This window comes from Serratia sp. TMDUHS_CL, assembly GCF_037137105.1.
Classification (GTDB): domain Bacteria; phylum Pseudomonadota; class Gammaproteobacteria; order Enterobacterales; family Enterobacteriaceae; genus Serratia; species Serratia nevei.
On sequence record NZ_JBBBDV010000003.1, the window covers coordinates 339,614 to 365,583 of the forward strand.

25 protein-coding genes, 1 tRNA gene and 1 pseudogene are annotated in these 25,970 nt (G+C 60.9%); 12 read left to right on the plus strand and 15 right to left on the minus strand.

Annotated features, from left to right (window positions below):
* Window positions 1-371 precede the first annotated feature (371 nt).
* The 8 genes from lptG to WCL58_RS08720 form a co-directional block, all read right to left on the minus strand.
* On the minus strand, window positions 372-1,451 hold the full coding sequence (lptG, locus tag WCL58_RS08690; RefSeq protein ID WP_336850910.1) for an LPS export ABC transporter permease LptG: 1,080 nt from the start codon (window positions 1,449-1,451) through the stop codon (window positions 372-374).
* Window positions 1,448-1,627 carry a hypothetical protein gene (locus tag WCL58_RS25355; protein ID WP_443004963.1) on the minus strand — a complete coding sequence of 60 codons (180 nt, stop codon included), beginning with the start codon at window positions 1,625-1,627 and terminating at the stop codon, window positions 1,448-1,450. Before WCL58_RS25355 ends, lptG begins: the two co-directional genes overlap by 4 nt.
* On the minus strand, window positions 1,618-2,517 hold the full coding sequence (locus tag WCL58_RS08695) for an LptF/LptG family permease (protein ID WP_443004964.1): 900 nt from the start codon (window positions 2,515-2,517) through the stop codon (window positions 1,618-1,620). Before WCL58_RS08695 ends, WCL58_RS25355 begins: the two co-directional genes overlap by 10 nt.
* Window positions 2,518-2,545: 28 nt before the next feature.
* Window positions 2,546-3,112, minus strand: coding sequence for a YtfJ family protein (locus WCL58_RS08700; RefSeq protein ID WP_336851044.1), 567 nt, complete (start codon window positions 3,110-3,112; stop codon window positions 2,546-2,548).
* Between the two features lie 20 nt (window positions 3,113-3,132).
* Window positions 3,133-4,002, minus strand: coding sequence for a hypothetical protein (locus tag WCL58_RS08705; RefSeq protein ID WP_336850912.1), 870 nt, complete (start codon window positions 4,000-4,002; stop codon window positions 3,133-3,135).
* Window positions 4,002-5,336: a lipopolysaccharide biosynthesis protein gene (locus tag WCL58_RS08710; protein WP_336850914.1), complete on the minus strand. Its 1,335-nt coding sequence runs from the start codon at window positions 5,334-5,336 to the stop codon at window positions 4,002-4,004. The genes WCL58_RS08705 and WCL58_RS08710 overlap by 1 nt, the downstream gene beginning before the upstream one ends.
* A 72-nt stretch (window positions 5,337-5,408) precedes the next feature.
* Window positions 5,409-6,203 carry a hypothetical protein gene (locus WCL58_RS08715; RefSeq protein ID WP_336850916.1) on the minus strand — a complete coding sequence of 265 codons (795 nt, stop codon included), beginning with the start codon at window positions 6,201-6,203 and terminating at the stop codon, window positions 5,409-5,411.
* A 30-nt stretch (window positions 6,204-6,233) separates the two neighbouring features.
* A complete protein-coding gene (locus WCL58_RS08720) occupies window positions 6,234-6,959 on the minus strand; it encodes a hypothetical protein (protein ID WP_336851045.1) in 726 nt (241 codons plus the stop codon).
* Between the two features lie 370 nt (window positions 6,960-7,329).
* Here WCL58_RS08720 and WCL58_RS08725 point away from each other — a divergent pair, with 370 nt between their 5' ends.
* Window positions 7,330-8,061: a thymidylate kinase gene (locus WCL58_RS08725; protein WP_336850917.1), complete on the plus strand. Its 732-nt coding sequence runs from the start codon at window positions 7,330-7,332 to the stop codon at window positions 8,059-8,061.
* Window positions 8,062-8,131: 70 nt separating this feature from the next.
* Here the strand turns inward: WCL58_RS08725 and spt are convergent, their stop codons facing one another.
* From spt to WCL58_RS08745, 4 genes and pseudogenes are all read right to left on the minus strand, one after another.
* The gene (gene spt / locus WCL58_RS08730; protein WP_336850918.1) at window positions 8,132-9,304 is read right to left on the minus strand and encodes a serine palmitoyltransferase; all 1,173 of its coding nucleotides are present in this window, start codon (window positions 9,302-9,304) and stop codon (window positions 8,132-8,134) included.
* Window positions 9,291-9,551 (minus strand): acyl carrier protein, encoded by a 261-nt coding sequence (locus WCL58_RS08735; protein ID WP_019453571.1) that lies wholly within the window; start codon window positions 9,549-9,551, stop codon window positions 9,291-9,293. Before WCL58_RS08735 ends, spt begins: the two co-directional genes overlap by 14 nt.
* Window positions 9,552-9,582: 31 nt before the next feature.
* A complete protein-coding gene (locus WCL58_RS08740; protein WP_084827418.1) occupies window positions 9,583-10,497 on the minus strand; it encodes an NAD-dependent epimerase/dehydratase family protein in 915 nt (304 codons plus the stop codon).
* Window positions 10,494-12,199, minus strand: a pseudogene (locus WCL58_RS08745) (fatty acyl-AMP ligase). The gene WCL58_RS08740 and the pseudogene WCL58_RS08745 overlap by 4 nt, the downstream one beginning before the upstream one ends.
* Window positions 12,200-12,971: 772 nt before the next feature.
* Here WCL58_RS08745 and WCL58_RS08750 point away from each other — a divergent pair.
* The 3 genes from WCL58_RS08750 to WCL58_RS08760 all read left to right on the plus strand — a co-directional run bounded on the left by WCL58_RS08750 (window position 12,972) and on the right by WCL58_RS08760 (window position 15,022).
* Window positions 12,972-14,096 carry an N-acetyltransferase gene (locus tag WCL58_RS08750; protein WP_336850919.1) on the plus strand — a complete coding sequence of 375 codons (1,125 nt, stop codon included), beginning with the start codon at window positions 12,972-12,974 and terminating at the stop codon, window positions 14,094-14,096.
* Between the two features lie 218 nt (window positions 14,097-14,314).
* Complete coding sequence (locus WCL58_RS08755; protein ID WP_336850920.1) at window positions 14,315-14,680, plus strand: diacylglycerol kinase; 366 nt, start codon at window positions 14,315-14,317, stop codon at window positions 14,678-14,680.
* A gap of 66 nt (window positions 14,681-14,746) precedes the next feature.
* Window positions 14,747-15,022 (plus strand): transcriptional regulator, encoded by a 276-nt coding sequence (locus WCL58_RS08760; protein ID WP_336850921.1) that lies wholly within the window; start codon window positions 14,747-14,749, stop codon window positions 15,020-15,022.
* Window positions 15,023-15,093: 71 nt separating this feature from the next.
* On the opposite strand, the gene WCL58_RS08765 is transcribed toward WCL58_RS08760, so the two are convergent.
* Window positions 15,094-15,169 (minus strand) — tRNA-Asn (locus WCL58_RS08765).
* Window positions 15,170-15,624: 455 nt separating this feature from the next.
* Between WCL58_RS08765 and WCL58_RS08770 the strand changes: the two genes are divergently transcribed.
* From WCL58_RS08770 to WCL58_RS08790, 5 genes are all read left to right on the plus strand, one after another.
* On the plus strand, window positions 15,625-16,743 hold the full coding sequence (locus tag WCL58_RS08770) for a branched-chain amino acid ABC transporter substrate-binding protein (protein WP_048234441.1): 1,119 nt from the start codon (window positions 15,625-15,627) through the stop codon (window positions 16,741-16,743).
* A gap of 125 nt (window positions 16,744-16,868) precedes the next feature.
* The gene (locus WCL58_RS08775) at window positions 16,869-17,783 is read left to right on the plus strand and encodes an ABC transporter permease subunit (RefSeq protein WP_004928592.1); all 915 of its coding nucleotides are present in this window, start codon (window positions 16,869-16,871) and stop codon (window positions 17,781-17,783) included.
* Window positions 17,784-17,793: 10 nt separating this feature from the next.
* A complete protein-coding gene (gene livM / locus WCL58_RS08780) occupies window positions 17,794-19,080 on the plus strand; it encodes a high-affinity branched-chain amino acid ABC transporter permease LivM (RefSeq protein WP_060420324.1) in 1,287 nt (428 codons plus the stop codon).
* Entirely contained in the window at window positions 19,077-19,952 is an 876-nt protein-coding gene (locus WCL58_RS08785) for an ABC transporter ATP-binding protein (RefSeq protein WP_033635209.1), read from the plus strand. The genes livM and WCL58_RS08785 overlap by 4 nt, the downstream gene beginning before the upstream one ends.
* Window positions 19,949-20,665 (plus strand): ABC transporter ATP-binding protein, encoded by a 717-nt coding sequence (locus WCL58_RS08790; RefSeq protein WP_041035896.1) that lies wholly within the window; start codon window positions 19,949-19,951, stop codon window positions 20,663-20,665. The genes WCL58_RS08785 and WCL58_RS08790 overlap by 4 nt, the downstream gene beginning before the upstream one ends.
* A gap of 30 nt (window positions 20,666-20,695) precedes the next feature.
* Here WCL58_RS08790 and WCL58_RS08795 read toward each other — a convergent pair whose 3' ends face one another.
* Window positions 20,696-21,118 carry a winged helix-turn-helix transcriptional regulator gene (locus WCL58_RS08795; protein ID WP_060420328.1) on the minus strand — a complete coding sequence of 141 codons (423 nt, stop codon included), beginning with the start codon at window positions 21,116-21,118 and terminating at the stop codon, window positions 20,696-20,698.
* Between the two features lie 86 nt (window positions 21,119-21,204).
* On the opposite strand from WCL58_RS08795, the gene WCL58_RS08800 reads away from it, so the two are divergent.
* Window positions 21,205-22,152, plus strand: a complete 948-nt coding sequence (locus WCL58_RS08800) for an aromatic alcohol reductase (RefSeq protein WP_336850922.1) — start codon at window positions 21,205-21,207, stop codon at window positions 22,150-22,152.
* Between the two features lie 17 nt (window positions 22,153-22,169).
* On the opposite strand, the gene WCL58_RS08805 is transcribed toward WCL58_RS08800, so the two are convergent.
* Window positions 22,170-22,856 carry an aspartyl/asparaginyl beta-hydroxylase domain-containing protein gene (locus WCL58_RS08805; protein WP_041035890.1) on the minus strand — a complete coding sequence of 229 codons (687 nt, stop codon included), beginning with the start codon at window positions 22,854-22,856 and terminating at the stop codon, window positions 22,170-22,172.
* 268 nt (window positions 22,857-23,124) lie between these two features.
* On the opposite strand from WCL58_RS08805, the gene WCL58_RS08810 reads away from it, so the two are divergent.
* Window positions 23,125-24,315: a sugar transporter gene (locus tag WCL58_RS08810; RefSeq protein WP_033654945.1), complete on the plus strand. Its 1,191-nt coding sequence runs from the start codon at window positions 23,125-23,127 to the stop codon at window positions 24,313-24,315.
* Window positions 24,316-24,489: 174 nt separating this feature from the next.
* Window positions 24,490-25,884, plus strand: a complete 1,395-nt coding sequence (locus tag WCL58_RS08815; RefSeq protein WP_334273795.1) for an MFS transporter — start codon at window positions 24,490-24,492, stop codon at window positions 25,882-25,884.
* Window positions 25,885-25,970: the final 86 nt, after the last annotated feature.

Consider the following 25,970-nt stretch of genomic DNA (forward strand, 5'->3'; position numbering starts at 1 on the left):
TTGATTATTGCTTCAAAAAACACAGCAATAAATTGGCTTCTTCATGCGTAATTCTCGCACTCAACGGGATAAATATCCATATGAATTATGGTGATGGTGATCAAGATTAACTTGCGAGCAGTATTATTATGGCTGTTAATTATAATGATTAATCGCCAGAAATGTCTGTGCGTCGACCATGAAAGATATTCTCTGCCTACATTTCCCATGTGCCTCACAATGTGGCCAATAGGAGGCAGTTCACTCTGCTTGTCATTCATATCCGCCAGCACCCACCAAAATCTAGCGTGTGAACTCAGGCGCTGTGTTAACGCCGCTTGCGGACGAGTAAATCACCTGCAGCCCTTCCCATCATTCCACGGTTCTCACTCCTAACCCCGCCGATCAAACCGATAAACCAGCGCCAACGCCAGTGCCAAAATCAGCAGCGGTGGGGCGAGGGCGGTGAAGGGCGCGTTGAGGGCGAACAGCAACCCCAGGTTGAGGACAATCTGATAAGCGATGTAGGTCAGCAGCCCGACGATCACGCCGAGCGCCAACCGGCTGCCCATGCCGGGGGCGCGCGGGGCGGTAAAGGTAAACGGGATGGCCAGCAGAATCATCGCCAGCACCAGCAGGGGCTGGCCGAGTTTTTTCCACAGCGCCAGGCGGTATTCGGTGCTGGGCTGCCCCGAGCCCTGCAGGTAATCGATATAGCGATCCAGCTGCCGGAGCGAGAAGCTGCCCGCCGGCAGGGTCAGCTCTTTCAGGCTCGGCACGGCGAACAGCGAGCGCCACGGCAGGCTGCTTTGCCGCTCAATCGTCTCCTTTCCGCCTTGCCAGCTTTTTTGCATCACGTTGTGCAGCAGCCAGCTGCCGTCGGCGGCGGTGCTGGCGCTGTCGGCGTAAAGGTAAGATTCCAGCGCGCGGTTGGCCTGATAACGGAAGATCTCAATGCCGTGGGGCTGGTCGTTCTCATCGACGGTGTTGACCGTCACAAACTCGTTGCCGCGCCGTGCCCACAGTGGGTTAACGGTGACGTCGTTATCGTTCGACTGCGCCAGCGCGTTGTTCTTCATCTGCAGCGCGCGTTGCTGCAGCGGCGAGGCCGCCCACTCATCGAGGGCGCCGAGTGAGAGGTTCATCAGCAGCCCGGCGGCGAGCATCACCAGCGCAATGCGGAATATCGACATCCCGGCCGAGCGGATCGCGGTCAGTTCCAGGGTTTTCGACAGCTGCCCCAGCCCGACGATGCCGCCGAGCAGCGCGATAAACGGCCCCAGATCGACCAGGCTGCGCGGCAGGGTCAGCACGGTCACCAGCAGCGCCTGCTGCCAGCGGTAGCCGCCCGGGGCCACGTCCTCCAGCTCGTTGATCAGCGTAAAGGTGGTGAACAGCGGGATGAGCAGCCCGGCCGCGGCGGCGAAGCCGATGAACACGTTGCGGATCAGGTAACGGCTAAAAATAGTCATCGGGAGGGTTTCCGCAGCAGGGATAAGTCGCGTGCCAGCAGCAGGGCGATGCCGACAGCCATGGCTATCGGCACCAGCCAAACGCCGGGGATCGTCGGCAGAGAGCCGTTGGCCACCAGCGTGCGGCAAATGTTGCCGCCATAGAAAATCACGGTAAACAGCACCGTCAGGGGCAACAGCGCGGCGTAGCGCCCTGCCGCGGTTTGATGCGGCTAAAGGGGATCGCCAGCAGCACCATCAGCACGGTGGTCAGCCCGCGGCTTTCGCGCCATTGCAGTTCGGCGGCGTCGCCCGGATCGGCGGAGCGCGCCAGCTCCGCCGGCGAGGCCGATTTGTGCCGGCTCTCGGCGCTGGGCACGAACGGTTTGAGCGCGATATCAAAGCTGTCGTAGTTCTGCCCGTTGTCGTCGGTGCCCTGGCGATCCAGCACATAGGCGGTGCCGGTTTTCAGCCGCACGGCGGGGCTGGCGGGGGAGGCGTCGAGCACCTCCACCGACTGCGTGCGGTACAGGTTGGTGTGATGGCCGCCGCGCACATAAATCAGGGCGTCCGTCAGATGATTGGCCGTTTTGTCGACGTGACTGGCGAGGATCATGCGGCCGTTGCCGCTGACGTTGAATTTGTCGGCCTGCAGGTGGCTCACGTCCAGCACCGACTGCGACTCTTGCTGCAGCTGATAGATATTGGCGTACGCCCAGGGCCTGCCATACAGCGACAGCAGCGTGACCGCGATCGCCAGCGGCACGGCCAGTATCAGCACCGCTTTATACAGCCGCAGCGGGCTGGCGCCGGCGGCCAGCATGGCGGTGATCTCCGCATCGCTGTACAGCTGGCTCAGCGCCACCGCCACCGAGACATACAGCGCGACGGGCAATATCATCTCCAGCGCGATCAGCGACTTATAGAAAACCACCTCGGCTACCACCCGCAGCGCCAGCGTGCCGTTGGCGGCGTCGGTCAGGTAGCGCTGGGCGGAGTAGCTGGCGAACATGAAGATCAGAAACCCGGCGATCATCATCACCAGGCGGCGGATCTCAACCGTGATATAGCGTTCAATCAAAGACATGCGTTATCGGCTCCCGGCGGCGTGCACTTCATGGCGTCTCCCGGTCGATCAGGGTGCGCAGCAGGGCGATCACCTGGTCAACCTCCTGCGGGGTGAGTGCGCCGTCCTTCGCCCACTGCACGCGCCCGGTCTTGTCCAGCACCACGATGGTGGAGCTCTCTTCCGGCAGCCGCCAGGCCATGCGCCCCAGCCCGTCGCTGTCGACGATGAACTGCGCCCAGGGGTAATGCCGCTTGTTTTTCTCTATCTTGCCGCGCACGAAGAAGCCGGAGCCCGGTATCGCGTCGTCGGTGTTGACGATGGTGGTGGGCTGGAAGCGATCGACCGGCAGGTTCGCGTCTTTGACGGCGTTGATCAGCAGCGAGTTCTTCTTTTTGGCGGAGGTGCGCCCGGCGATGTACTGGATCACCCGCACCTTGCCCGCCAGCTTTGCGCTGTTCCACGGCCGGTAGTAGAAATCGCCGTTGCGCAGCAGCAGCTCGCCGCGATCGGTGATGGCGATCGGCGCCACCGGCCGGCCATGCACGAAGTTATGCGCAGGCGCCGCCAGCGGCGTCAGCAGCAGGGCGAGGGGCAGCAAGCGGCGTAACGTCATCATGGCTCTGAGCAACGCGCTTATCTGCCCGCCGCGATGGCCGGCTGGGAAAACGACAGCGGAAAGCGCGCCAGCAGCAGCTCCAGGCGCTGGCGGATGTCGATGTCCAGCGTCGCCGGCCGGTCATAGATATCGCCGCCGGCCAGCTTGTCCGCCACCATCACGTCGTGCCGGTCACCCATCAGGCCGTTAATCGCCGCCAGGAAGCGCGAGATCTGCCGGGCTTCGCGGTTGTCGGGATCGATCGATCTCAGCGTGTCGTAAAACGACACCTGCCGGCTGACGATTTTGCGCACGTCGTGGAACTGATGCCCGGTCAGCGCCGGGCTGGCGATCAGCGTCTGCAGCTGGCGCATCTGTTCCTGGCGGTAGGTGATAAAGCCTTGCGGGTTTTCCAGCCGGGTGTGGCGCAGCGCATAGCGCACGTAAGACCACACCGGCTTGCTGAGCAGCAGCCGCAGCAGGTTGCCGTACAGCGTCAGGTTCTTCTGGTTGCCGTTGCGAAACGCATCCTGAAAATGGCCGAGCACCACGGTGGTGGTGTGGAACAGGCGGTTGGCGCGGTGGGGCGCGCCGTACAGCTGCTGGGCGAAGCGCAGGTGCTTATAGCGGGCGCGGATATATTTGTAGCGCATGCGGGTGGCCGCCGCCAACTGCGGGTCTTGCAGGAAACCGTTCACCAATTGCAGCAGCTCGCGGCGGGAAAAGCCGTCTTCCCAAAACTGCAGGCACAGCGCGTAGTTGTCCCGAATGCTCTCGGGGGAACACTGCAAATCAATCTGCTGCGGCAGGCTGATATTCGCCTCAACCAGGTCATCCTCTTCCACCGCGACAAACAGCGCCTGGGTGGTTTCGGCGGAGAACTTCTTCCAATTATCGTTAGCGGTCATTAATTACTCTCTTTGGGCACATTCAGCCCCAACATAAAGCGATTGCGGTAGGCGCCGATCGTCGGTATCAGGGATAACAGAACGTCTAAACATTGCCCCAGTAAATAAGCGAAGGCGGCGCCCTGCACGCCGAAGGCATATGCCATCGACACCAGCAGCGCAATGTAGGCCGCCGAGGCCGTCGCCTGCGCGATCAGGAAGGCGCGCTGCTTGCCTGCCATAAACAGTAAGGATTCCTGCGGGAAGCCCATCATGGAAACGATGATCGCGCCCAGCATGATTTGAATCAGGTCATAGGCTTCCAGGTATTGCTGCCCGAAGACGGCGGAAATGGGCGGCTTGCCCACCAGCAGCATCAACACCGCGACGGCCAGGCCGATGCCGCCGGCCAGCAGCGAGGAGCGCAGGCCCAGCAGCCACGGGGTCTTGGTGCGCGGGTCCAGGCGCATGATCTCGGGATAGAAGCTTTTCTCCAGCAGCTTGGCCGGGGTGCCCGTCGCATCGAAGAAGGTCATGGCGATCTTGAACAGCCCGGCGGCGGCCGGCCCGAGCACCACGCCCACCAGCACGGTGGTGCAGGAGTTGCGTGCGGCCCAGATGGTATGGGCGATGTTGGTGGTCCAGACGAAGTTCCAGGCGCCCTCGATGCGGCGCGCGACGTTGAACAGGCGCGGCCTCAGCGCGCCGTGGATATCGCGGCGGCGCAGTTCGCGCGCGGTGAACCACCAAAACAGCGTGCCGCCGATCAGGTTAGAGGCGTACCAGGTGACGATAAAGCCGGGGAATCCCAGATCGAAATAATAGGAGATGACGCTGCCCACCGCCTGCAGGAACGGCTTGATCGCCTGCTGGATGGCGATGAGATCGAAGCGGTTGAAGGCGCGCAGCACGCCGGTCGGCGTGGACGAGGTCATCGACGGGATCAGGGTGCAGTACAGCATGGCGAGCCAGAAACTTTCGCTGTCCAGCCCCAGGGCGTGGGACAAGAACGGCAGCATGATCATGCCGCCCAGTACGGCGATGACGCCGCTGGCGATATCCAGCCCGAAGGAGAAGGCGACGACGTCGCGGAAGCGCCCGGTGTTTTGGTGCTCCAGCGCCGGGGTACCGAATTGCACCACAAACTGCCAGGTCTGGAATTTGATGAAATCGCTGACCGCTTTGGTATAGGCCTGGATCACCACCAGCACACCGAACATTTCAGGCGACATGCCTTTACCGGCGCAGGAGAGCGCCAGCAGGCCGAGCAGCGCGCTGGCCACGCTGCCGGAGCCTAAGTAGGCGGCATTACGTAAAATGGAGCGAAACGCGCCATCGGAAAACCACCGTTTCATAACCCAAACCAGCCGTTATCGTTGTTTTGCTGCATCTTGTGTTCCGCTGTCATGCACTTGCCCTGTATGCGTTTAATAAATCTGAGTTTCTTCGCCGGCGTTTTCGCCGGGTTGCCCGATGTCGCTCTGTGGGCGCTTCACGGGGGGCACCACGGCCGAAATGGCGTTGAGCGCGTTGCTCAGCACCTCGTCGTAAGGGGCTCTGGCGTCCAGCTCGATGATGCGCGCGCCGTTGTACTGCAGGCGCACCATGGCGGAAATCTTGTCTTTCAGCTCTTCATAGCTGTGATCGGGCTTACGGGAAAACGCCGTATCGACGTCGATATCGAGGCGAATGATCAGCGCCGGCCGATAGACGGCCATGCGTTGATATAAACGGCGTTCGCGCGCCGCCAGGCGGCTCAATAGCCAGCCTTTTGCGCGCTCCACGCCGATGCCGGGCCCGTCGTAGTAAAAACCTGAAATTTCCGCCTGCGGGTAGCGATCGCTGATCACCAGCATGCCGCTCTGCGCCAGCCGCCGCACCTTGCGCAGGTTGGATGCGCGCCACAGCGAAAAGCCGTACATGATCAGCGCCGCCCACAGCGCCGGCGGCCTGTTGCTCATACGCTGGGTTTTATCGGATTTGGCCGCCAGGCGCCGTTCCAGCCACACGCCGATGAACGGCAACTTCTTGATTTTGTCGCCGTCTTCGCCGGAGATCAGCCCCAAATAGCGCCGCTCCGTGGGGCGATGCTGCTGCAGGTTTTTCACTAGATCGGCGGTCAGCGTGGACTTGCCCGTGCCGTCGCTGCCCACCACGGCAATCAGCCCGCTAATGCAGGTGGAAGAGGAGTGCTGTTCGGCAGTGAGTTTATTTTTTTTCATCTGTTTCGGTACGAAAAGGTTATTTGGCGGCTAGGCATTGGCGGCCCTCAGCGATATTTTAACGGCGCGCAGCGATTCGTCGAAAATATGGCTGGCCGGTTCGCGGCCGTCTAAATCCAGTATGTTAGCGCCGTTAAACGTCAGGTGTGGGATGACGGCGATCTTTTCACGCAACACCGCCAGCGAGTGATCGGGTTTGCGTGAATAGGCCGTTTGTTCGTCAATATCCAGCCGAATTAATAATAGGGGCTGATAAGACGCCATCCATTGGTACAGGTGTTGTTCGCGCTTTCTCAGCCAGCGTACCCAGCGATTGCCGCCGGCGGTTTTTGCCAGCTGCGGGCCATCGAAACGAAACCCTGCCACTTCGGCCTGCGGATAACGATCGGTAATCAACAATGCGCCGCGGCGACTTTTCTTCAGCATGCGGCGGAATTTATAGACGCGCCAATAGGAAAGTAAAAAAATCACCAGCGCCGTGGCATTATCCGGCGGTGCGGAAGGGCGATCGTGCACGCGCTGCGACTTCTTCAGCAAATAACGCCCGAAGGGCGCGCCAATAATCGGCAGTGAACTGATCCATTCGCCGATACGCCCGGAAGACTGGCCGAGATAAAGCAGTTCGGCAGGTTCTTTTGCCGATAAGGCGTTGACCAGACTGGCGGCCAAGGTGGATTTTCCCGAGCCGTCACAGCCGGTTATCGCTATTACGCGCACGGGCGAGCGATCAGATGAAGGTCTTATCTGCTGACTCACAATAATTGATCCAATGCGAAAAAAACTATTGTATTCCAATACGCCTTGGGTTCAAGATATTTATTGTGCTTTGCCACGATAAAATAATGAGATGGGTATTTTGGTTCGTTATTTGAATTGATATTCATGGCGTTCGTTCTTGTTATTTTGTGCTAATTGTTCGCGCGCAGGTCAGTTTCGCTTTTTATGTTAATTTCCGGCATGGCCCGCAGCGGAAAAAGAGCAGGGGTTTTTAATTTTCGCTTAATCTTTTGTGCTGTTTGGCACTGCGCTGAGGCAATTTATTTTGCGCGGCTGCCGAGCAAGGTTAAGCGTGATTTCGCTGCAAACATGGCACGCCGTTTCTGGTGTATTGAAAGAGAGTCTTATTATGAGTGCAAAATTTCCGCCGTTGATTGCGGTTATTGGCAGCGACGGATCGGGTAAGTCCACCGTTTGTGAACATCTGATCGAATATGTGAAACATTATGGCCCGGCGGTGCAGGTGCATCTGGGCAAACAGGCGGGCAACGTCGGGCGCGCGGCGGCGAAATTGCCGCTGCTCGGGCGCTCGGTGGGCAAGGCGATCGAGAGCAATACCAAAAAAGTCAAAACGAAAAAATCCCGGATTGGCCTGTTGCCGTCGGCGGTGATCATCGCTTTCGTGGGGCGGCGGCTGCTGCGTTTTCGCCGCATGCTGGCGTTTCGTCGGCAAGGGTTCATCGTGTTGACCGACCGTTTTCCGCAGGCGCAAATTCCCGGCGCTTACGACGGCACGGTATTTCCCGTCGACGTTGAAGGGAGCCGGTTTGTCCGTTGGCTGGCGGCGCGCGAGCGGGCGGCGTTCCAATGGATGGCGGGGCAAAAACCGGATCTGGTGCTCAAGCTGAATGTCAGTCTGGCGGTGGCCTGCGCGCGCAAACCCGATCACCGCAAAGCGGCGCTGGAGAAGAAGATCGCCGTCACGCCGTTATTGACGTTCGAAGGTGCCGACATCGTGGATCTTGATGCCGATCGGCCGATCGAGGAGGTGCTTTCGGCGGCGGAAAAAGCCATCGCGGAATTTATGGCGGCGCAGGGCTATCGCTATTCGGCTGATGAGGTATCAACGGCTGCGCACTGAGGCGCGCATCGGTTCGGCAGGGCGGCGATGCCATTTTCGGCACCGCCGCCGCGGCCGAGAGGGAAAGGCTTTATTTTTTCAGCGCCGCAAAGGCGCGCACGATGGTGTCGATCTCTTCATCGCTGTGCGCAGCATTGACGCTGCAGCGCAGCAGGGTAACGCCCGCCGGCGCGGCCGGTGGCAGCACCAGATTCACATACACGCCGTGGGCGATCAGCTCACGCCAGAAATGCAGCCCTTCTTCCTTTGAGCCGATCATCACCGGCACCACCGGGCTGATGCGCGGCCCCAGGGTATACCCCAGCTCGACGAGGCCGTGGTAGAGGCGGTGCGCATTGCTCCACAGTTTTTCCCGCAGTTCGGGATGGCGCGCGATTTTTTGCAGCGCCGTGCGCACCGACGCGATGCTGGAGGGCGACGGCGACGCGGTAAAGATATACGGCCGGCTGCTGTAGCGCAGCACGTCCATCCCCTTGCCGCCGACGGCGAAACCGCCGATCGAAGCCAGGCTTTTGCTGAAGGTGCCCAGGATGATATCCACGTCTTGCTCGACGCCCAGCGCTTCGGCCAGGCCGCGGCCGTGCTCGCCCATCACGCCGAAGGAGTGCGCTTCGTCGACCAGCAGATAGCCGCCGAGCCGCCGCTTGATGTCGACGATTTCCACCAGCGGGGCCACGTCGCCCAGCATGCTGTAGATGCCTTCCACGATAATGATCGCCTCGCGGGCCCGTTCGCCCAGGCGCAGCATGCGGCGCTCCAGATCGGCGGCGTCGTTGTGGCGGAAGCGAATAATCTCCGCGCCGCCGAGGGCGCAGGCGTCGTAAATGCTCGCGTGGCTGTCCGCGTCGATCAACACCACGGAGCCCGGCCCCGCCAGGGTGCTGATGACGCCCAGGTTGGCGGTATAGCCGGTGGAGAACACGATGGCGCTGGGGCGATCGAAGAATTCCGCCAGCTCCCGTTCCAGCGTCAGGTGCGATCCGTAGCTGCCGTTCGCCATGCGCGAGCCGGTGGTGCCGGTGCCGAGTGCGGCCAGGGCCGTTTGGCCGGCGGCGATCGCCTGCGCATCGAAGGTCAGGCCGAGATAATTATTGGTGCCGGCGAGGACAATCTTTTGATCGCCGATGCGGCCCTGGGTGGCGGAATACACTTCGTCGATACAGGTGCCGAACGGATTCAGACCGGACGTTTGAAATTGTTCACGGTCATTGGCGAGCCGCGCAAACTTATCATACAGTCCCATGGCTTTTCTCCAGATAAGGGCGCAGCGCGTCAAGCAGTTGCTCAGGCGTTCTGACATCAAGCAATATATTGATAGGAATGGAGATATCTAATTCATCTTCCAGCATCATCAGCAGATCCAGGACTCTGATGGATTCCAGGCCAAGATCATTGACGAGATCGCTATCAGGTTTTATTTCCACTCCGCCTTCGACGATACCTTGCAAACACGTCAGGATATAATCCATTACAGCATCGCGATTTAGCATAAGAACGTTGACACACCTCTATTTGGAATAATTAAAACAGCCCTTCACGCAGCGCGCGTTCCAAACTCACCTGTGGAAACCAATTAATCTGTTGCGACAGCGCGTGATTGCTGGCGGACCAGTCGTGATGGGTTAACTCGCGTATTTTGCTGCGCGTCAGCATCGGTTCCTGTTTGACCAGGCGGTTCCACACCACGCTGATATCCGCCAGGGCTTTCAGCAACGGCAGCGGAATGCCTACCAGACGCACCGGCCCGTGCCGCACGGCGGCGCCGATGTCCCGCAGGCGCAGCCAGTTATAGCCTTCGGCCACGCCGTCGCACAGCTCGTAAATATTCGGCTGCGCGGGTTCGGCCTGCACCCATTGGCTGACCGCCTTGGCCAAATCGCTCACGTGCAGAAAAGAGAGCCTGGCGTCAGGCGCGCCCAGCCGGGGCAGCACGCCGCGCAGCAGGCCGTTGAACAGCGGCTTCAGCTCTTTATCGCCGGGCCCGTAAACCGCCGTCGGGCGGAAAATTCCCAGCGCGATGTCGCCCGTGGCGGCGATGAGTTGCTGCTCGGCGGCCTGCTTTGAATGGGCGTACCAGGACAGCGCCGGATGGCGGGCCGCCAGCGACGACATGAACAGGAAGCGATGGCAGCGGCCGTTCTGCCTGGCGGCCTGCATCAGGTTCAGGCTACCGGTCACGTTGCAACGGGTGAACACCGCTTCCGCATGCCCGCGTACCTGGCCCGCACAGTGCACCACGCACTCCGCGCCGCGCACCAGCTCGGTGAGCGAGGGCCGATCTTCCAGCGCGCCGGGGATCCACTGTAGGTTGTCGATGGCGGCTTTTCCGGCTTGCCGCGTCAGGGCGCGCACGCTAAACCCTTGCGCCAGCAGTTCCTGGACGATGTGCCGGCCGATAAAACCGGTCGCGCCCGTCACCGCCACGGTGCCGCTCATTGCGCGAAACCGGCCAGCTGCGGCATTTGCGGGTAGAGCGAAGCGCTCAGCCAGCGTTTTTTGGCCTCGGCGCGGGCGGGTTTGCCCGACGACGTGCGGGGAATGCTGTGCGGCGGCAGCAGTTCGATGTCCACCGCGATGCCGAACTCGCTTTGAATGCGCGCGCTCAGCGAATGCACGATTTGCTCCCGGCGTTCTTCCGAGCTGACTCGGCACTGGATTTGCAAAATGATCCTGGCCGCCTCGTCGTGTTCTTCGGTCACGAAGGCAATCGCATCGCCGGAACGGATTTCAGGCTCGGATTCCGCAACGTACTCAATATCCTGCGGCCAGATATTGCGGCCGCGAATGATGATCAGGTCCTTCTTGCGGCCGGTGACGTACAGATAGCCGTCCAGCAGATAGCCCAGATCGCCGGTGTCCATCCAGCCGGTCACCTGGATCTGCTGTTGGGATTCGTCATCGCAGAAATAACCGTTCATCAGACTGGGGCCGGAAATCGTGATGTGGCCGACCTGGCGTTCCGGCAGCGGCTGCCCGGTTTCGCTGCGGATCTCGATGCGGTGGCCGGGCAACGCTCGGCCGCAGTTGACGAAGGTCGAGACGGCGCGGGTCTTCTTGCCGGGCGCGACCGCTTTGCCCTCGTACTCCAAAATATCGCGGTCGACCGCGTTGGTTTGCGGGCCGGAGCAAGGGTCGGAAAAGCTCACCGCCAGGGTGTTCTCGGCCAGGCCGTAGCACGGCATGAAGGCTTTGCTGTCGAAGTTGATGCTGCTGAAGTGTTCGCCGAACTGGCCGAGCAGCTCGGCCGGGATCGGCTCAGCGCCTACACCCGCGACCCGCCAGCTGGAGAGATCCAGATCGGCCAGCTCTTTGGCGTTGCTGCGGCGCAGGCACAGGTCGTAGCCGAACGGCGGGGCGACGGACACCGTGCCGCGATTCTTGGCGATCAGTTTCAGCCACTGCATCGGGCGCATGGCGAAATCTTGCGTGCGCAGGTAATCGACGGACAGCTGGGTCGCCACCGGGGTCAGCAGGAAACCGACCAGGCCCATATCATGATAGAAGGGCAGCCAGGAGACGCAGCGGTCGCCCGCGCGCAGCTTGATCCCGTCGCGGCTGATCGCGTTCAGGTTCGCCATGGCCGCCCGCTGGGTAATGATCACGCCGCGCGGAAGCGGGTGCTGCCCGAGGTGTATTGGAGATAGGCGATGTCGTCGGGCGAAGGTGCGGGCAACGCGATTTCCGGCTCCGGCAAGGCGTTAAAATCCTCGTCGCTGAGGATGTGCAGCGACGGCGCCTTTTCCGTGGCCGAGGCGATCAGCGGCGTCCACTCTTCGCTGCTGATGATTGCCGCGGGGTTACAGCTGGCGATCAGCCCCTTCAGCTTGGCGGTGTAGGAGTCGCGCTGGCCCACGCCCATCGGGATCGCCAGCGGCACCGCCACCAGGCCGGCATATTGGCAGGCGAAAAACGCTTCGACGAATCCCGCGCTGGTTTCGGCGATCAGCGCCACGCGATCGCCTTTCTTGAGTTTCAGCGACAATAAACGCCGCGCGCCCGAGATCGCTTTTTGCTGCAGCGTGCGGTATTCGAGCACGGTCACGAGTTGATTGCGCCGATCGTAAAAATTCATTCCCGTATTGCCCAGCGCCGCGTAATCCAACGCGTCCACTAAAGTGGGGAAGTCCGCATAGCGCATGGGAAGAGAATGAACGGAACTTGTTTCAGACATAGACAAACTAGCCATAGATTAAAAATCACCAAAAGAGATAAAAGACTCTTGGCGAGGTAATTGATATTTTACTATGAATAGGTTTTGAATAAGTTTGTTATTCAACCATCTTCATTCCGCGAACAGCGTATATTACCGTGCTTGAACGGTACGCCGGTTATTACCCGGGCAGAGTGTGAGTTGCCCGTTTTATCAGCCTTGTACGGCACCCTGGCGATATACAGGGGGCTATTGTAAGCTCCGGGTTTCGCCGTTCTTTAGCCTGAATGTGTCGGGCAGGAAATAACTGTCGACTCATAGGTTTTGACCTCGTGCATGGCTATCTTAGAACTTAAACACTTCCTAAACAGTATGCCGCAAGAAATCAAAAAGTGAATGGCTCATTTAAGCTGAATCTTAAAAAGAGCATTAAGTGGTAAAAATGGCGATCCCGCTCCTGATTAAAGTCGGTACACTAAATACGGCAGATTTCTTTTGCCAAAACAGCACGAAATAATAAAAGAGCATCATTAGCGTAGCATGTCAGCGCCGCTTTTTGTTTCCCTTTTTTCGAACAATCACGGAAACCTCAGGGTGAATATCGGGCAATGAGCACGCTGATTCACCGGGGGTAATATTCGGTTTTTCTTATCGTTGAACCGGAGGCAATACACAATCCAATTAAAGAGAACAGCATAAAAAATGCTAAAGGCGTTGTCGCGCGCTTATTTAATTATTTTATTAAAACGTAAGGCTATTTATGATCCGCATTGAGAAAGTTCTGGATAAACGCGAGCTTAAAGAATTTATTGCTTTCCCCTCGTTACTGTTTCGCGATGATCCAAACTGGATTGAGCCGCTGTATTTAGAGCGCGAAGAGCATCTGTCAAAGAAGAATCCCGGCACCGACCATATCGAATGGCAGGCGTGGGTGGCCAAAAAGCAGGGGAAGGTCGTTGGGCGCATCACCGCACAAATTGATTCCCTGCACCGCGAGCTGCATGGCGAGGATACCGGCCACTTCGGCATGATCGACGCCGTTGACGATCCCGCCGTATTCAGCGCGTTGTTCACAGTGGCGGAGGAGTGGTTGAGGTCGAAAGGCGCGCGCAAAATCACCGGGCCGTTCAGCCTCAATATCAATCAGGAAAGCGGCCTGTTGGTCGAGGGGTTCGACACTCCGCCCTCGGCGCTGATGACGCACGCCAAGCCTTATTACGCGCCCCAGATAGCGCAGCAGGGCTATAGCGAAGGGATTGATTTGCTTGCCTATTGGATGAAAAGAACCGATCTGCACTTTTCGCCGTCGTTAACCCGGATGATGGACCAGGTGCGCAAAAAGGTGACCGTTCGCCGCCTCAACCGCAAGCGCTTTCGCGAGGAGATGCAGGTGCTGCGCGAGGTGTTCAACTCCGGGTGGCAGCATAACTGGGGGTTTGTCCCGTTCACCGAGCATGAGTTCGCCACCATGGGGGATCAGCTGAAGTTTCTGGTGCCCGACGATATGATCCATATCGCCGAGGTGGATGGCGCCCCCTGCGCCTTTATCGTCGGCTTGCCGAACATTAACGAAGCGATTGCCGATCTGCAGGGGCGGTTATTGCCGTTTGGCTGGGCGAAGTTATTGTGGCGGCTGAAGGTCAGCGGCGTGCGCACCGCGCGCGTGCCGTTGATGGGCGTGCGCCGGGAATATCAATTCAGCCGCATCGGGCCGATTATTGCGCTGTTGCTGATTGAGGCGCTGCGCGAGCCTTTCGCCAAGCGCAATATCGACGCATTGGAAATGTCTTGGATCCTGGAAACCAATACCGGCATGCGGACGATTTTAGAACGCATCGGCGCGGTTCCCTATAAGCGCTACCGCTTGTACGAGAAAACGCTTTAACCGGCTGATAACGTTTCGTCTTTTAACGTCCTCAGGATAATAAGCCCGCCAGGGCATTTTTCGCGCTGGTCGTTTCACTGTTGTGCGGGCATCGCGTGAGCGAATGAATCCTCTCCTGAGGGCAAACGGTTAAGGTCTTTAATTAATAAACCCGAGATAAATTCACGGCGCGTGATTTATTTGCGGGCGTTGTCGTCGTGTTGATGAGAGCAAATGCTATGCCTGGAAATAAGAAAAAGGGAATAAGCCGATTAACCTACAGCATAAGGAACTCATGGGCCGGGGTTATTGACGCGGTGCTTACCGAAGATGCGTTCCGCCAATTATTGGTTATTAACGCCATTTTACTGGTTGTTACATTTGGTTTAGATATTACAAAAATGGAGCGGCTGTTATTAATTATCTGCAGTTTCCTGCTATTGGTGGTGGAGCTGCTGAATACGGCGATTGAAACCGTGGTCGACCGTATTTCACTGGCGCTGCATCCGTTATCCAAACGCGCCAAAGATCTGGGCGGCGCGGCGCAATTGGTGGCGGTGCTGATGACCATCGTTGTTTGGGCAACGGTGCTGCTGGGGCGATAGGGGCGAGGCTCGCTTAGCCGTAACGCGGATGTCACGTGTCGCTCACCCATAGCCCGCTCGCTGCCTGTGACATCAAGTGCTAAGGTCGTGGCCAACGCGCAGGCGCTGGCGGCGGACATCATGCTGAACATTCACCTTGCCGAGCTGCGCGAAAAAGTACAGAAAACGCAGGTTGAAATGGCGCAGGCGCTGGGGATCCGGCAGCCGACCGTGGCCGTGATGGAAAAACCGGGCCGCGATCTGAAACTGTCTTCGCTAAAACGCTACGTTGAGGCGGCCGGTGGCAAACTGCGGCTGGATGTTGAACTGCCGGACGGCTCTCACTACGAAATGGTGCTGTAGACGCCGTTGCTCGGTTAACGGCAGAAAGCAAAAAGCCCGCTCGGGTTTCCCTGAGCGGGCTTCTCTAAATATGGCTCCTCTGACTGGACTCGAACCAGTGACATACGGATTAACAGTCCGCCGTTCTACCGACTGAACTACAGAGGAATCGTGTGAACGGGGCGAATAATAGCGGGGCGCCTGGGGTTTGTCAAAGCGCTAAACTGCAAAAAAAGTGCGTTTGCTGAGGGAATGAGCACCTTGCGCTGTTTTTCGGCATTTTACATCGCCAGGCGGTGATGTTTGCCGCCGGTCTCGTTATCGCGTCGCTTGCACATGCCCTTGCACGGCGATGGTGCAGGGCCACTCTCCCTCTCATGCCCCCTCTCATGCTAGCCGTACGGCCCCGACCCCGTTATCCCCGCCACACGCCGCGCCGCCACTGATATGTAGGATGAATAAGCAAGCAATATGTATTCGTCGTCACAATGGCTGGATTTTTGCTTACCCATTTTTGGGGAATGCGACTGCGCTCTCAAGAAAATTATTTTCCCCGTCTACACATAAAGTGACTGATCCGCGCCCCCGGGCGTTTCGCTACAACAGTGCTGAGGGAGATAACAATGTCATCGAAATTGATAAAAAGTCCGCTCGCTGCTTTGCTCATCGGTTGTTTAGGTACGGCGTTTTCCGCGCAGGCCGATATCGTCATCGGCGTCGCCGGGCCGTTCTCCGGGCCGAACGCCACCTATGGCGATCAGTATTGGCGCGGGGCTTCGCAGGCGGCGGCGGACATCAACGCCGCCGGCGGCATCAAAGGGGAAAAAATCAAGCTGGTGCAGGGGGATGACGCCTGCGAACCGAAACAGGCGGTCGCGGTCGCCAACCGGCTGGTGGATCAGGACAAGGTCTCGGCGGTGGTCGGCCACTTCTGCTCCTCTTCCACCATGCCCGCCTCCGAGGTGTATGACGAGGCCGGCATCATCGCCATCACCCCCGGCTCCACCAACCCGCAAATCACCGAGCGTGGCATGAAGACCATGTTCCGCATGTGCGGGCGCGACGATCAGCAGGGCGCGATCGCCACCAACTACATGCTGGATACCCTGAAGGCCAAACGCATCGCGGTGATCCACGATAAAGACACCTACGGCCAGGGGCTGGCGGACGCCGCCAAGGCGGCGATGAACAAGCGCGGAGTCAAAGAAGTGCTGTATGAGGGGCTGTCGCGCGGCGAGAAAGACTTCAACGCGCTGGTGACCAAGATCGCCTCGGTCAAGCCGGACGTGGTCTACTTCGGCGGCTGCCATCCGGAAGCCGGGCCGCTGGTGCGCCAGATGCGCGAGCAGGGCGTGACCGCCAAGTTCTTCTCCGGCGACTGCGTAGTGACCGAAGAGCTGGTGACCGCCGCCGGCGGGCCGCAGTACACCAACGGCGTGCTGATGACCTTCGGCAACGATCCGCGTCTGATCCCGGAAGGCAAGGCGGTGATCGCCAAGTTCCGCGCCAGCGGCTTTGAACCGGAAGGGTACACCCTCTACTCCTACGCCTCGATTCAGGCGATCGCCGCCGCCTTCAACGCCACCGGCGGCAAAGACAGCGCCAAGGCCGCCGAATGGCTGAAGTCACACGACGTCGATACCGTGATGGGCAAAAAGGCCTGGGACCAGAAGGGCGATCTGAAGGTCTCGGACTACGTGGTCTACCAATGGGATGACAAGGGCAAATATCACCAGCTGTAAACGGCCGAACCTTGAAGTTGTAACCCTATGACCGACGGGCTCGCCGCTCTGGCGAGCCCGTTCCGCGATGACCTTTGGGCCGCGTCGGACTGCGTTGGCGGCCTTACCAGGCGAGACTGCTCATTATGGATGTATTCTTTCTGCAACAGCTGATCAACGGCCTGACCCTTGGCGCGGTGTATGGCCTGATCGCCATCGGCTACACCATGGTTTACGGCATCATCGGCATGATCAACTTCGCCCACGGCGAGGTGTACATGATCTCCGCCTACCTGTGCGCCATCGGCTTGGCGCTGCTGTCGTTCTTCGGGCTGCACTCGTTCCCGCTGCTGATCCTCGGCACGCTGGTGTTCACCATCGTCATCACCGGGGTGTACGGCTGGGTGATCGAGCGCATCGCCTACAAGCCGCTGCGCAACTCCACCCGCCTGGCGCCCTTGATCTCCGCCATCGGCATGTCGTTAATCCTGCAAAACTACGCGCAGATAAGCCAGGGGCCGCGCCAGCAGGGCATCCCGACGCTGCTGAGCGGCGTGTTCCGCCTGGAGTTCGACGGCGGCGTGGTGCAGATCACTTACACCAAGGTGTTTATTCTGGTGGCGTCGCTGCTCGGCATGGCGATCCTCACCTACATCATTCAGCGCACCCGGCTGGGACGCATCTGCCGCGCTACCCAGCAGGATCGCAAAATGGCTTCGATTCTCGGCATCAATACCGATCGGGTGATCTCGCTGGTGTTCGTGATCGGCGCCGCCATGGCCGGGCTGGCCGGGGTGCTGATCACCATGAACTACGGCACCTTCGATTTTTACGTCGGCTTTATCATCGGCATCAAGGCCTTCACCGCCGCGGTGCTGGGCGGCATCGGCTCGCTGCCAGGCGCCATGCTGGGCGGGCTGTTGCTCGGGGTGGCGGAGGCGCAGTTCGCCGGCATGGTGAACTCGGATTACAAGGACGTGTTCTCCTTCGGGTTGCTGGTGGCGATCCTGATCTTCCGTCCGCAGGGCCTGCTCGGCCGGCCGCTGATCGCCAAGGTTTAAGGAGAACGCCATGTCGCAATCCGTGATCAACGGCGGGCTGGACGTTAAACGCAGCCTGCTGGACGCCGTCTTGGCCGGGCTGATCGCCCTGATCGTGTTCGGGCCGATCGTCGGCATCGTGCTGAACGGCTACAGCTTCAACTTCGAGCCGCACCGGCTGGTGTGGATTATCATCGCGGTGATGGCCGGGCGGCTGTTGCTGAGCCTGTTCTTGCAAACCGCGCCGGGGCGCAGGGTGCTGGCGCGCTTCGACGGCGGCAACGACGGCGTTTACGTGCGGCCGCTGGGCTATAAATCCAACCTGCGCTGGATCCTGCCGCTGATGGCGGCGATCGCGCTGCTGTTTCCCTTCGTCGCCACCAAATACCTGCTGACGGTGGCGATCCTCGGCCTGATCTACGTGCTGCTCGGCCTGGGGCTGAATATCGTGGTCGGCCTGGCGGGGCTGCTCGATCTGGGGTACGTGGCGTTTTACGCCATCGGCGCCTACGGGCTGGCGCTGGGCTATCAGTACCTCGGGCTGGGGTTTTGGGCGATGCTGCCGCTGGGGGCGCTGATGGCGGCGCTGGCCGGCGCGCTGCTGGGCTTTCCGGTGCTGCGCATGCACGGCGACTACCTGGCGATCGTCACGCTGGGGTTTGGGGAGATCATCCGGCTGGTGCTGAACAACTGGATGTCGCTCACCGGCGGGCCGAACGGCGTCTCGGTGCCGGCGCCGACGGTGTTCGGCCTGGAGTTCGGCCGCCGCGCCAAAGACGGCGGGGTGCCGATCCACGAGTTTCTCGGCATCGATTACAACCCCAACCTCAAGTTCATTTTCATTTACGCGGTGCTGTTTTTGGTGGTGCTGCTGGTGCTGTACATCAAGCACCGGCTGACGCGCATGCCGATCGGCCGCGCCTGGGAGGCGCTGCGCGAGGATGAGATCGCCTGCCGCTCTCTCGGGCTCAATCACGTGCTGGTGAAGCTGTCGGCGTTTATGCTGGGTGCCTCCACCGCCGGGCTGGCGGGGGTGTTTTTCGCCACCTATCAGGGCTTCGTCAACCCGACCTCGTTCACCTTCTTCGAGTCGGCGCTGATCCTGGCGATCGTGGTGCTGGGCGGCATGGGCTCCACCCTCGGCGTGGTGCTGGCGGCCTTCGTGCTGACGGTGGCGCCGGAGCTGCTGCGCAGCTTCGCGGAATACCGGGTGCTGCTGTTCGGCGTGCTGATGGTGGCGATGATGATCTGGCGGCCGCGCGGGCTGGTGCGCATCAGCCGCGCCAGCTTCGCCGAACGCAAGGGGGTGGCGCCATGAGCGACGCCATTTTGCGGGTGGAGCACCTGATGATGCGCTTTGGCGGCATCAAGGCGCTGAACGACGTCAATCTGGAGGTGGAGCGCGGCTCCATCACCGCCCTGATTGGCCCCAACGGCGCCGGCAAGACCACGGTGTTCAACTGCCTGACCGGCTTTTACCGCGCCAGCGGCGGCGCGATCCTGCTCAATACCCACAAGCGGCCGACCGACGTGATCCAGGTGCTGGGGCAAAAGTTTCGCGCCGGCGACTGGATACGCCCGAAGCGGCTCGGCTCGCGCCTCTATTACAAGATGTTCGGCGGCACCCACCTGGTCAACCGCGCCGGGCTGGCGCGCACCTTCCAGAATATCCGCCTGTTCCGCGAAATGTCGGTGGTGGAGAACCTGCTGGTGGCGCAGCACATGCAGAGCAACCGCAACCTGATCGCCGGGGTGCTGAATACGCCGGGCTACCGCCGGGCGGAGAGCGCTGCGCTGGATCACGCCTTCTACTGGCTGGAGGTGGTGGATCTGGTGGACTGCGCCAACCGGCTGGCGGGGGAGATGTCCTACGGTCAGCAGCGGCGGCTGGAGATCGCGCGCGCCATGTGCACCGCGCCGGAGATGATCTGCCTCGACGAGCCGGCCGCCGGGCTGAACCCGGTGGAAACGGCCACGCTGAGCCGCATCATCCGTTTTCTGCGCCAGCATCACGGCATCACGGTGCTGCTGATCGAGCATGACATGGGCATGGTGATGGAGATCTCCGATCGGGTGATCGTGCTCGATCACGGCGACGTGATCGCCCGCGGCACGCCGCAGGAGATCCAGCACAACGAGGCGGTGATCGCCGCCTACCTGGGCGCGGACGAAGAGGAGCTGGCGGGATGAGCGAAGCGATGCTGGAATTTCGCGAAGTGGACGTGTTTTACGGGCCGATCCAGGCGCTGCGCCAGGTGTCGCTGCAGGTCAACGCCGGGGAGACGGTGGCGCTGATCGGCGCCAACGGCGCGGGCAAATCCACGCTGTTGATGTCGATCTTCGGCCAGCCGCGCATCGCCGGCGGGCAGATCCTGTTTGGCGGCGAGGACATCAGCCGCCGCTCCACACACTACGTGGCGGCCGGCGGCATCGCGCAGGCGCCGGAGGGGCGGCGCATCTTTCCGGACATGAGCGTGGAGGAGAACCTGCTGATGGGCACCATCACCGTCGGCAATCGCTATCTGGAAGAGGATTTGCCGCGCATGTTCGAGCTGTTTCCGCGCCTCAAGGAGCGGCGCAACCAGCGTGCGATGACCCTGTCCGGCGGCGAGCAGCAGATGTTGGCGATCGCCCGCGCGCTGATGAGCCGGCCGAAGCTGCTGCTGTTGGACGAGCCGAGCCTGGGGCTGGCGCCGATCGTGGTGCGGCAGATCTTCGGCGTGCTGCGCGAGCTGACCCGCAGCGGCATGACGCTGTTTCTGGTGGAGCAGAACGCCAACCATGCGCTGAAGCTGTCCGATCGCGGCTATGTGATGGTCAACGGCCAGATCCGCCTCACCGGCAGCGGGCAAGAGCTGTTGAACGATCCGGAGGTAAGAAAGGCCTATCTGGGCGGCGGTTGAGCGCCGCCCCACGGGCAGGGAGGCCCGCGTTCATCCCCCGGCGGCGCTTCGTTCTTGCTCATCGTAGCGCGAGCGGGCCGCCCTGAAGGCGTCGGCGGAGGCGATAATCCACGACCAGAGCGGCAGCATGTTGAGCAGCATCTCTTTCCCCGCGTCGGTGATGGTGTAAACCACGCGGGGCAGCTTTTCCTGATAATCGCAGCGCGATATCAGCCCGTCCCGTTCGAGATGGCGCAGCGTCCGCGTCAGCATTCTCTGCGTCACGCCCGCTAATTGGCGGCCTATCTCGCCGTGGCGCAGCGGCCCGTGGGTGCCCAGGATATGCAATGCCCCCAGCGACCAACGGTTGCCCGCATGCGCGAGGATCTCACGCTTCAACCCTTCATCGTCGTTGCTCAATTCTTCACAGAACGCCTGCGAAAATTGCAGCAGCGCTTCCCGATCGTTCGTCATATTCCTCTCCGGTATCACGCGTGTACCTAATTGAACCCGTTTTTGTCAGCTGTCAGGATGGCGCAGTGTCAAGACAGGAGGCAAGAATGAAATCCACAAATCCATCCATCAATAACGTGCTCATACTCGGCGCCGGTGAACTGGGGCTGCCGGTATTGCGCGCGATGAGCCGGCAGGCCCGGTTACACCACGCTTTAAACATCAGCGTGCTGCTGCGGCCGGAGGCCGCCCGCGCCGTCAGCGGCCCGCATCGGGCGCGGCGGGATGCGCTGGCGCGGCTCGGCATCGCCGTGGTGGAAGGCGATCTGCAGCAAAACAGCGTGGAGGCGCTGAGTGCGCTATTCTGTTCCTTCGACGCGGTGATCAACTGCAGCGGCTTTGTCGGCGGGGCGGGCACGCAGATAAAGATCACCCAGGCCGTTTTGCAGGCGGGCGTGGCGCGCTACTTCCCGTGGCAGTTCGGCGTGGACTACGATGTTGTCGGCACAGGCAGCGGGCAACAGGTGTGGGATGAACAGCTCGAAGTGCGCCACCTGCTGCGTGCGCAGAAGGCGACGGAGTGGGTGATTGTTTCCACGGGCATTTTCACCAGCTACCTGTTTGACCCGGGTTTTGGCGTGGTGGACGCGGCAACCAAAACGGTGCGCGCGTTGGGCGACTGGCGTTACGCGGTGACGCTGACCACCCCCGAGGACATTGGCCGGCTGACGGCCGCGATTTTTTTCCATCGGCCCGCGTTTCGCAACCAGGTGGTCTATATCGCCGGGGACACGTTGACCTACCGCGAGCTTGCCGATGTCATGCAGGCGCACTGGGGCGTTGAGGTCAACAGAGTCCTGTTGAACAAAGAGCGGCTACAGGAGGAGGTGCTGAACCATCCGCGTGACGTCGGCGCCAAATACCGGCTGGCTTTCGCCCGGCCCGACGGCGTGGCCTGGGATAAGGCGAAGACCTTCAATGCGCGCCAGGGCATAGCCACCACCACTGCCGAGCAGTGGCTGGCGCAGCAATGCCCGACCTCCCGGGACGGGTAGTCGCCTGGGCGCCGGACTTAGAACTGGCGCTGCATCCAGCGCACGTTCAGCCGCACCAGGGCGATGATGGCGCTGGAGAGCAGCCGCAACCCGCCGGGCATGTCGCGGCGGCGGATGTCCAGCAGCAGCACGGTGCGCACCTGCGCGCTGTCGTTCCACACCTCGTGTTCGAAGGTATCGTCCCACAGCATGAACTCCCCCTCGTGCAGCCGGTATTCGCGGCCGTCCACTTTCAGCACCGCCGCCGGCACCCCGTCGGCGCGTTTGGGCATGTCCAGCACCAGATAGCCGCGCAGAATGCCGCGGAACGGCCCGCGGTGGGGTGGCACCTGTTTACCGGGCGCCAGGAAGGAGAGCGAGGCGGACAGCACGTCCGGCGACGAGGCGATCAGCGCTGCCAGCGTCGGGCAGCGTGCCAGGTTGCGGGCGATCGGCTGACCGTAGGCCTTCATGATGAACATGCGCCAGTCGCGCGCGTCGTTGGCGGAGATCGATTCCTGCTGGATCATGATCTCGTGAAAACGGGGAATATTGTGCAGATCGTGGGCGACGGTCAGCGCCTCTTCGCGGATCTGCCGCCATTGGGCGGTGAAACGTTCGGCGTCGGGGAACAGCGCGGCGCTGTCGAGCACCGGCTTGCCCTGAATGCGGCGATCGTAAACATTGCGCAATGCGAGCACGGACCAATCATAAATCGCGGACATAATGACCTCGCCTCAGAAAACGCCAAATGGACACTGCGCGCGGTTCTTCGGCGCGGCGCGTCGTCTGCGGCGGCCGGAGGGGAAGAGCGGCAGGAAAAATTGGTACGCTTCAAGAGATTAGCACAGCATTTGTGCAACCGTGTGTCTGCGAATGTGTCGAAATGCGGCGAAAAAAACCACACAATTAAAGTGTGACGCGTATCGCATTTAGCGGGCCGGTTGGTTAAAATATCGCTACTTACCCGCACCTGTCCGGATTTTGTTTACCATGGAACACGCTGCCGTTTCGCGCTCAACCGCCTGGTTGCGCGTGGTTATCCTCGCCGTCTCGGCCTTTATCTTCAACACCACCGAATTTATTCCGGTCGGTCTGCTGAGCGACATCGCCGCCAGCTTCTCGATGCAAACCGAACAGGTCGGCCTGATCATCACCATCTACGCCTGGATCGTCGCCGCCGCCTCGTTGGCGTGCATGCTGCTGACCAGCAAAATCGAGCGCCGCAAGCTGCTGATCGGCGTGTTCATGCTGTTTATCGCCAGCCACGTGCTGACCGCCGTGGCCTGGAACTTCACCACGCTGGTCATCTCGCGCGCCGGCGTGGCGCTGGCACACTCGGTGTTCTGGTCGATCACCGCCTCGCTGGCGATCCGCGTGGCGCCGCCGGGCAAGAAAGCCCAGGCGCTGAGCCTGCTGGCGGGCGGCACCGCGCTGGCGATGGTGCTCGGGCTGCCGCTCGGGCGGGTGGTGGGGCAGCTGCTCGGCTGGCGCATGACCTTTATCGGCATCGCGGTGTGCGCCACCCTGGCGCTGGTGCTGCTGTGGCGCTTGCTGCCGGTGCTGAAAAGCGAGCACTCCGGTTCGCTGGCCAGCGTGCCGCTGCTGTTCAAACGCCCGGCGCTGCTGGCGCTGTACATGCTGACCGTCATCGTGGTGACGGCACACTTCACCGCCTACAGCTACATCGAGCCGTTTATCCAGACCGTGGCCGGGCTGTCGGAGAACTTCACCACGCTGATGCTGCTGCTGTTCGGCGCCGCCGGCATCGTCGGCAGCCTGCTGTTCAGCCGCTACAGCGAGCGTTTTCCTTCCGGCTTCTTTATCGGCGCCATCGCGCTGCTGGCCTTGAGCCTGCTGCTGCTGTTGCCGGCCGCCGGCAGCGAAAGCCACCTGACGGTGCTGTGCATCTTCTGGGGCATGGCGATCATGGCCATCGGCCTGTCGATGCAGGCCAAAGTGCTGAGCCTGGCGCCGGACGCCACCGACGTGGCAATGGCGATCTTCTCCGGCCTGTACAACTTCGGCATCGGCAGCGGGGCGCTGCTGGGCAACCAGGTGAGCCTGCATCTGGGTATGGGCAACATCGGTTTCGTCGCCGCGCCGCTGGCGCTGATCGCCCTCGGCTGGTGCCTGCTGAGCTTCTACCGCAGCGAACGGCTGCAGCAGCACCCCAGCCGTTAAGCCACCGATTCGGGATGCCGCTGCGGCATCCCGCGTTGCATTTTCCTGCTATAAAACAGGCTGCTGCAGCGTTTTATGCTTAACTTTTTTTCATAGTCTGCTAATTAAAAATTTAACTCCGACGCCGCTTCGCTAGCATAGAAAGTCATCAAAAATGTTAATGCGAGGTTAACGGTGAGTGACTCTGTAGCGGCGTCGCCGATCCATGCGCGGGATTTGGCGGCCAGAATCGACGCCTTGCCCGCGTCGGCCGGTCTGTGGCGCTTTATCATTCTGCTGTCGCTGGGCGGCTTTTTCGAACTCTACGATCTGTTCCAGACCGGCTATATCAGCACCGGCCTTATCGCCGACGGCATTTTCCACACCGGCGCGCTGGGCGTCTTCGGCGTGTCGGATCAGGCGGCCTTCGCCTCCGCCACCTTTCTCGGCCTGTTCGTCGGCGCCAGCCTGCTGAGTCCGTACGCCGATCGCTTCGGCCGCCGCGCCACCTTCATGTTCGCCCTGATCTGGTATGGCGCCTTCTCGCTGCTGCTGGCGTTTCAACAGCAGGCGGAGTGGGTGATCTTTCTGCGCTTTCTGGTGGGCGTTGGGCTCGGCATTGAGCTGGTGACCATCGATACCTACCTGACGGAGTGGGTGCCCGCGCATCTGCGCACCCGGGCTTTCGCCTTCGCGTTCTTCGTGCAGTTCCTGTCGGTGCCGGCGGTGGCGCTGATGTCCTGGTGGCTGGTGCCGCAGACGATTTGGGGCCTGAGCGGCTGGCGCTACGTGGTGATCGCCGGCGCGCTGGCTTCGCTGGTGATCTGGCTGGTGCGCAAGGGGCTGCCGGAGTCGCCGCGCTGGCTGGTGCAGCAGCGGCGCTATGCGCAGGCCCGGCAGGTGATGCGGGATATGGAGCGGCGCTGCGGCGTGGCGGCCACGGACTTCCCGTCGCGCCCGGTTGACGATGCCGAGGGAGCGCCGCTGCGCGGCCGCTTTCGCGATATCTGGGCGCCGCAGTATCGCGATCGCACGCTGATGCTGGTGGTGATGAATTTCTTTCAGGCCATCGGCTTCTTCGGCTTCGGCAACTGGCTGCCGGCGCTGCTGTCGGGCAAGGGCGCTTCGGTCACCCACAGCCTGCTGTACGCTTTCTTCATCACGCTGGCCTACCCGCTGGGCTCGCTGCTGTGCAGCTTCTACGCCGACAAGATGGAGAACAAGTGGCAGATCGTGTTGTCTTGCCTGGTGACGGTGATCTTCGGCTCGCTGTTCGCGCTGCAGAACAACCCGCTGTGGCTGATCCTGTGCGGCTTCTTCATCACCTGGTCCAACGCCTGGCTGACCTACAGCTACCACTCCTATCAATCCGAGATCTTCCCGACCCACATCCGCGCCCGCGCCGTCGGTTTCTGCTACTCCTTCAGCCGCCTGTCGACGGTGTTCAGCAGCATCATCATCGGCATTATCTTGCAGTACGGCGGCTCGCTGGGGGTGATCGCGTTTATCGTCGCCAGCATGCTGATCGTGATGCTGGTGATCGGGCTGTTCGGCCCGAAAACGCGCGGCATCGATCTGGAAAACATCTGACGTTTTGCGCCGGTGGCGACGCCGGCCTCTTCAGCAAAAAAACTCGCGATCATGCGAAAATTATTCCGTTATCACTGCCTTTGCGC

What these genes read in the sequence shown, in the direction of transcription:
- lptG (WP_336850910.1), bottom strand. Translation starts at nt 1,451, where the DNA reads ATGACTATTTTTAGCCGTTACCTGATCCGCAACGTGTTCATCGGCTTC.
- WCL58_RS08695 (WP_443004964.1), bottom strand. Translation starts at nt 2,517, where the DNA reads ATGTCTTTGATTGAACGCTATATCACGGTTGAGATCCGCCGCCTGGTG.
- WCL58_RS08700 (WP_336851044.1), bottom strand. Translation starts at nt 3,112, where the DNA reads ATGACGTTACGCCGCTTGCTGCCCCTCGCCCTGCTGCTGACGCCGCTG.
- WCL58_RS08705 (WP_336850912.1), bottom strand. Translation starts at nt 4,002, where the DNA reads ATGACCGCTAACGATAATTGGAAGAAGTTCTCCGCCGAAACCACCCAG.
- WCL58_RS08710 (WP_336850914.1), bottom strand. Translation starts at nt 5,336, where the DNA reads ATGAAACGGTGGTTTTCCGATGGCGCGTTTCGCTCCATTTTACGTAAT.
- WCL58_RS08715 (WP_336850916.1), bottom strand. Translation starts at nt 6,203, where the DNA reads ATGAAAAAAAATAAACTCACTGCCGAACAGCACTCCTCTTCCACCTGC.
- WCL58_RS08725 (WP_336850917.1), top strand. Translation starts at nt 7,330, where the DNA reads ATGAGTGCAAAATTTCCGCCGTTGATTGCGGTTATTGGCAGCGACGGA.
- spt (WP_336850918.1), bottom strand. Translation starts at nt 9,304, where the DNA reads ATGGGACTGTATGATAAGTTTGCGCGGCTCGCCAATGACCGTGAACAA.
- WCL58_RS08735 (WP_019453571.1), bottom strand. Translation starts at nt 9,551, where the DNA reads ATGCTAAATCGCGATGCTGTAATGGATTATATCCTGACGTGTTTGCAA.
- WCL58_RS08740 (WP_084827418.1), bottom strand. Translation starts at nt 10,497, where the DNA reads ATGAGCGGCACCGTGGCGGTGACGGGCGCGACCGGTTTTATCGGCCGG.
- WCL58_RS08750 (WP_336850919.1), top strand. Translation starts at nt 12,972, where the DNA reads ATGATCCGCATTGAGAAAGTTCTGGATAAACGCGAGCTTAAAGAATTT.
- WCL58_RS08755 (WP_336850920.1), top strand. Translation starts at nt 14,315, where the DNA reads ATGCCTGGAAATAAGAAAAAGGGAATAAGCCGATTAACCTACAGCATA.
- WCL58_RS08770 (WP_048234441.1), top strand. Translation starts at nt 15,625, where the DNA reads ATGTCATCGAAATTGATAAAAAGTCCGCTCGCTGCTTTGCTCATCGGT.
- WCL58_RS08775 (WP_004928592.1), top strand. Translation starts at nt 16,869, where the DNA reads ATGGATGTATTCTTTCTGCAACAGCTGATCAACGGCCTGACCCTTGGC.
- livM (WP_060420324.1), top strand. Translation starts at nt 17,794, where the DNA reads ATGTCGCAATCCGTGATCAACGGCGGGCTGGACGTTAAACGCAGCCTG.
- WCL58_RS08785 (WP_033635209.1), top strand. Translation starts at nt 19,077, where the DNA reads ATGAGCGACGCCATTTTGCGGGTGGAGCACCTGATGATGCGCTTTGGC.
- WCL58_RS08790 (WP_041035896.1), top strand. Translation starts at nt 19,949, where the DNA reads ATGAGCGAAGCGATGCTGGAATTTCGCGAAGTGGACGTGTTTTACGGG.
- WCL58_RS08795 (WP_060420328.1), bottom strand. Translation starts at nt 21,118, where the DNA reads ATGACGAACGATCGGGAAGCGCTGCTGCAATTTTCGCAGGCGTTCTGT.
- WCL58_RS08800 (WP_336850922.1), top strand. Translation starts at nt 21,205, where the DNA reads ATGAAATCCACAAATCCATCCATCAATAACGTGCTCATACTCGGCGCC.
- WCL58_RS08805 (WP_041035890.1), bottom strand. Translation starts at nt 22,856, where the DNA reads ATGTCCGCGATTTATGATTGGTCCGTGCTCGCATTGCGCAATGTTTAC.
- WCL58_RS08810 (WP_033654945.1), top strand. Translation starts at nt 23,125, where the DNA reads ATGGAACACGCTGCCGTTTCGCGCTCAACCGCCTGGTTGCGCGTGGTT.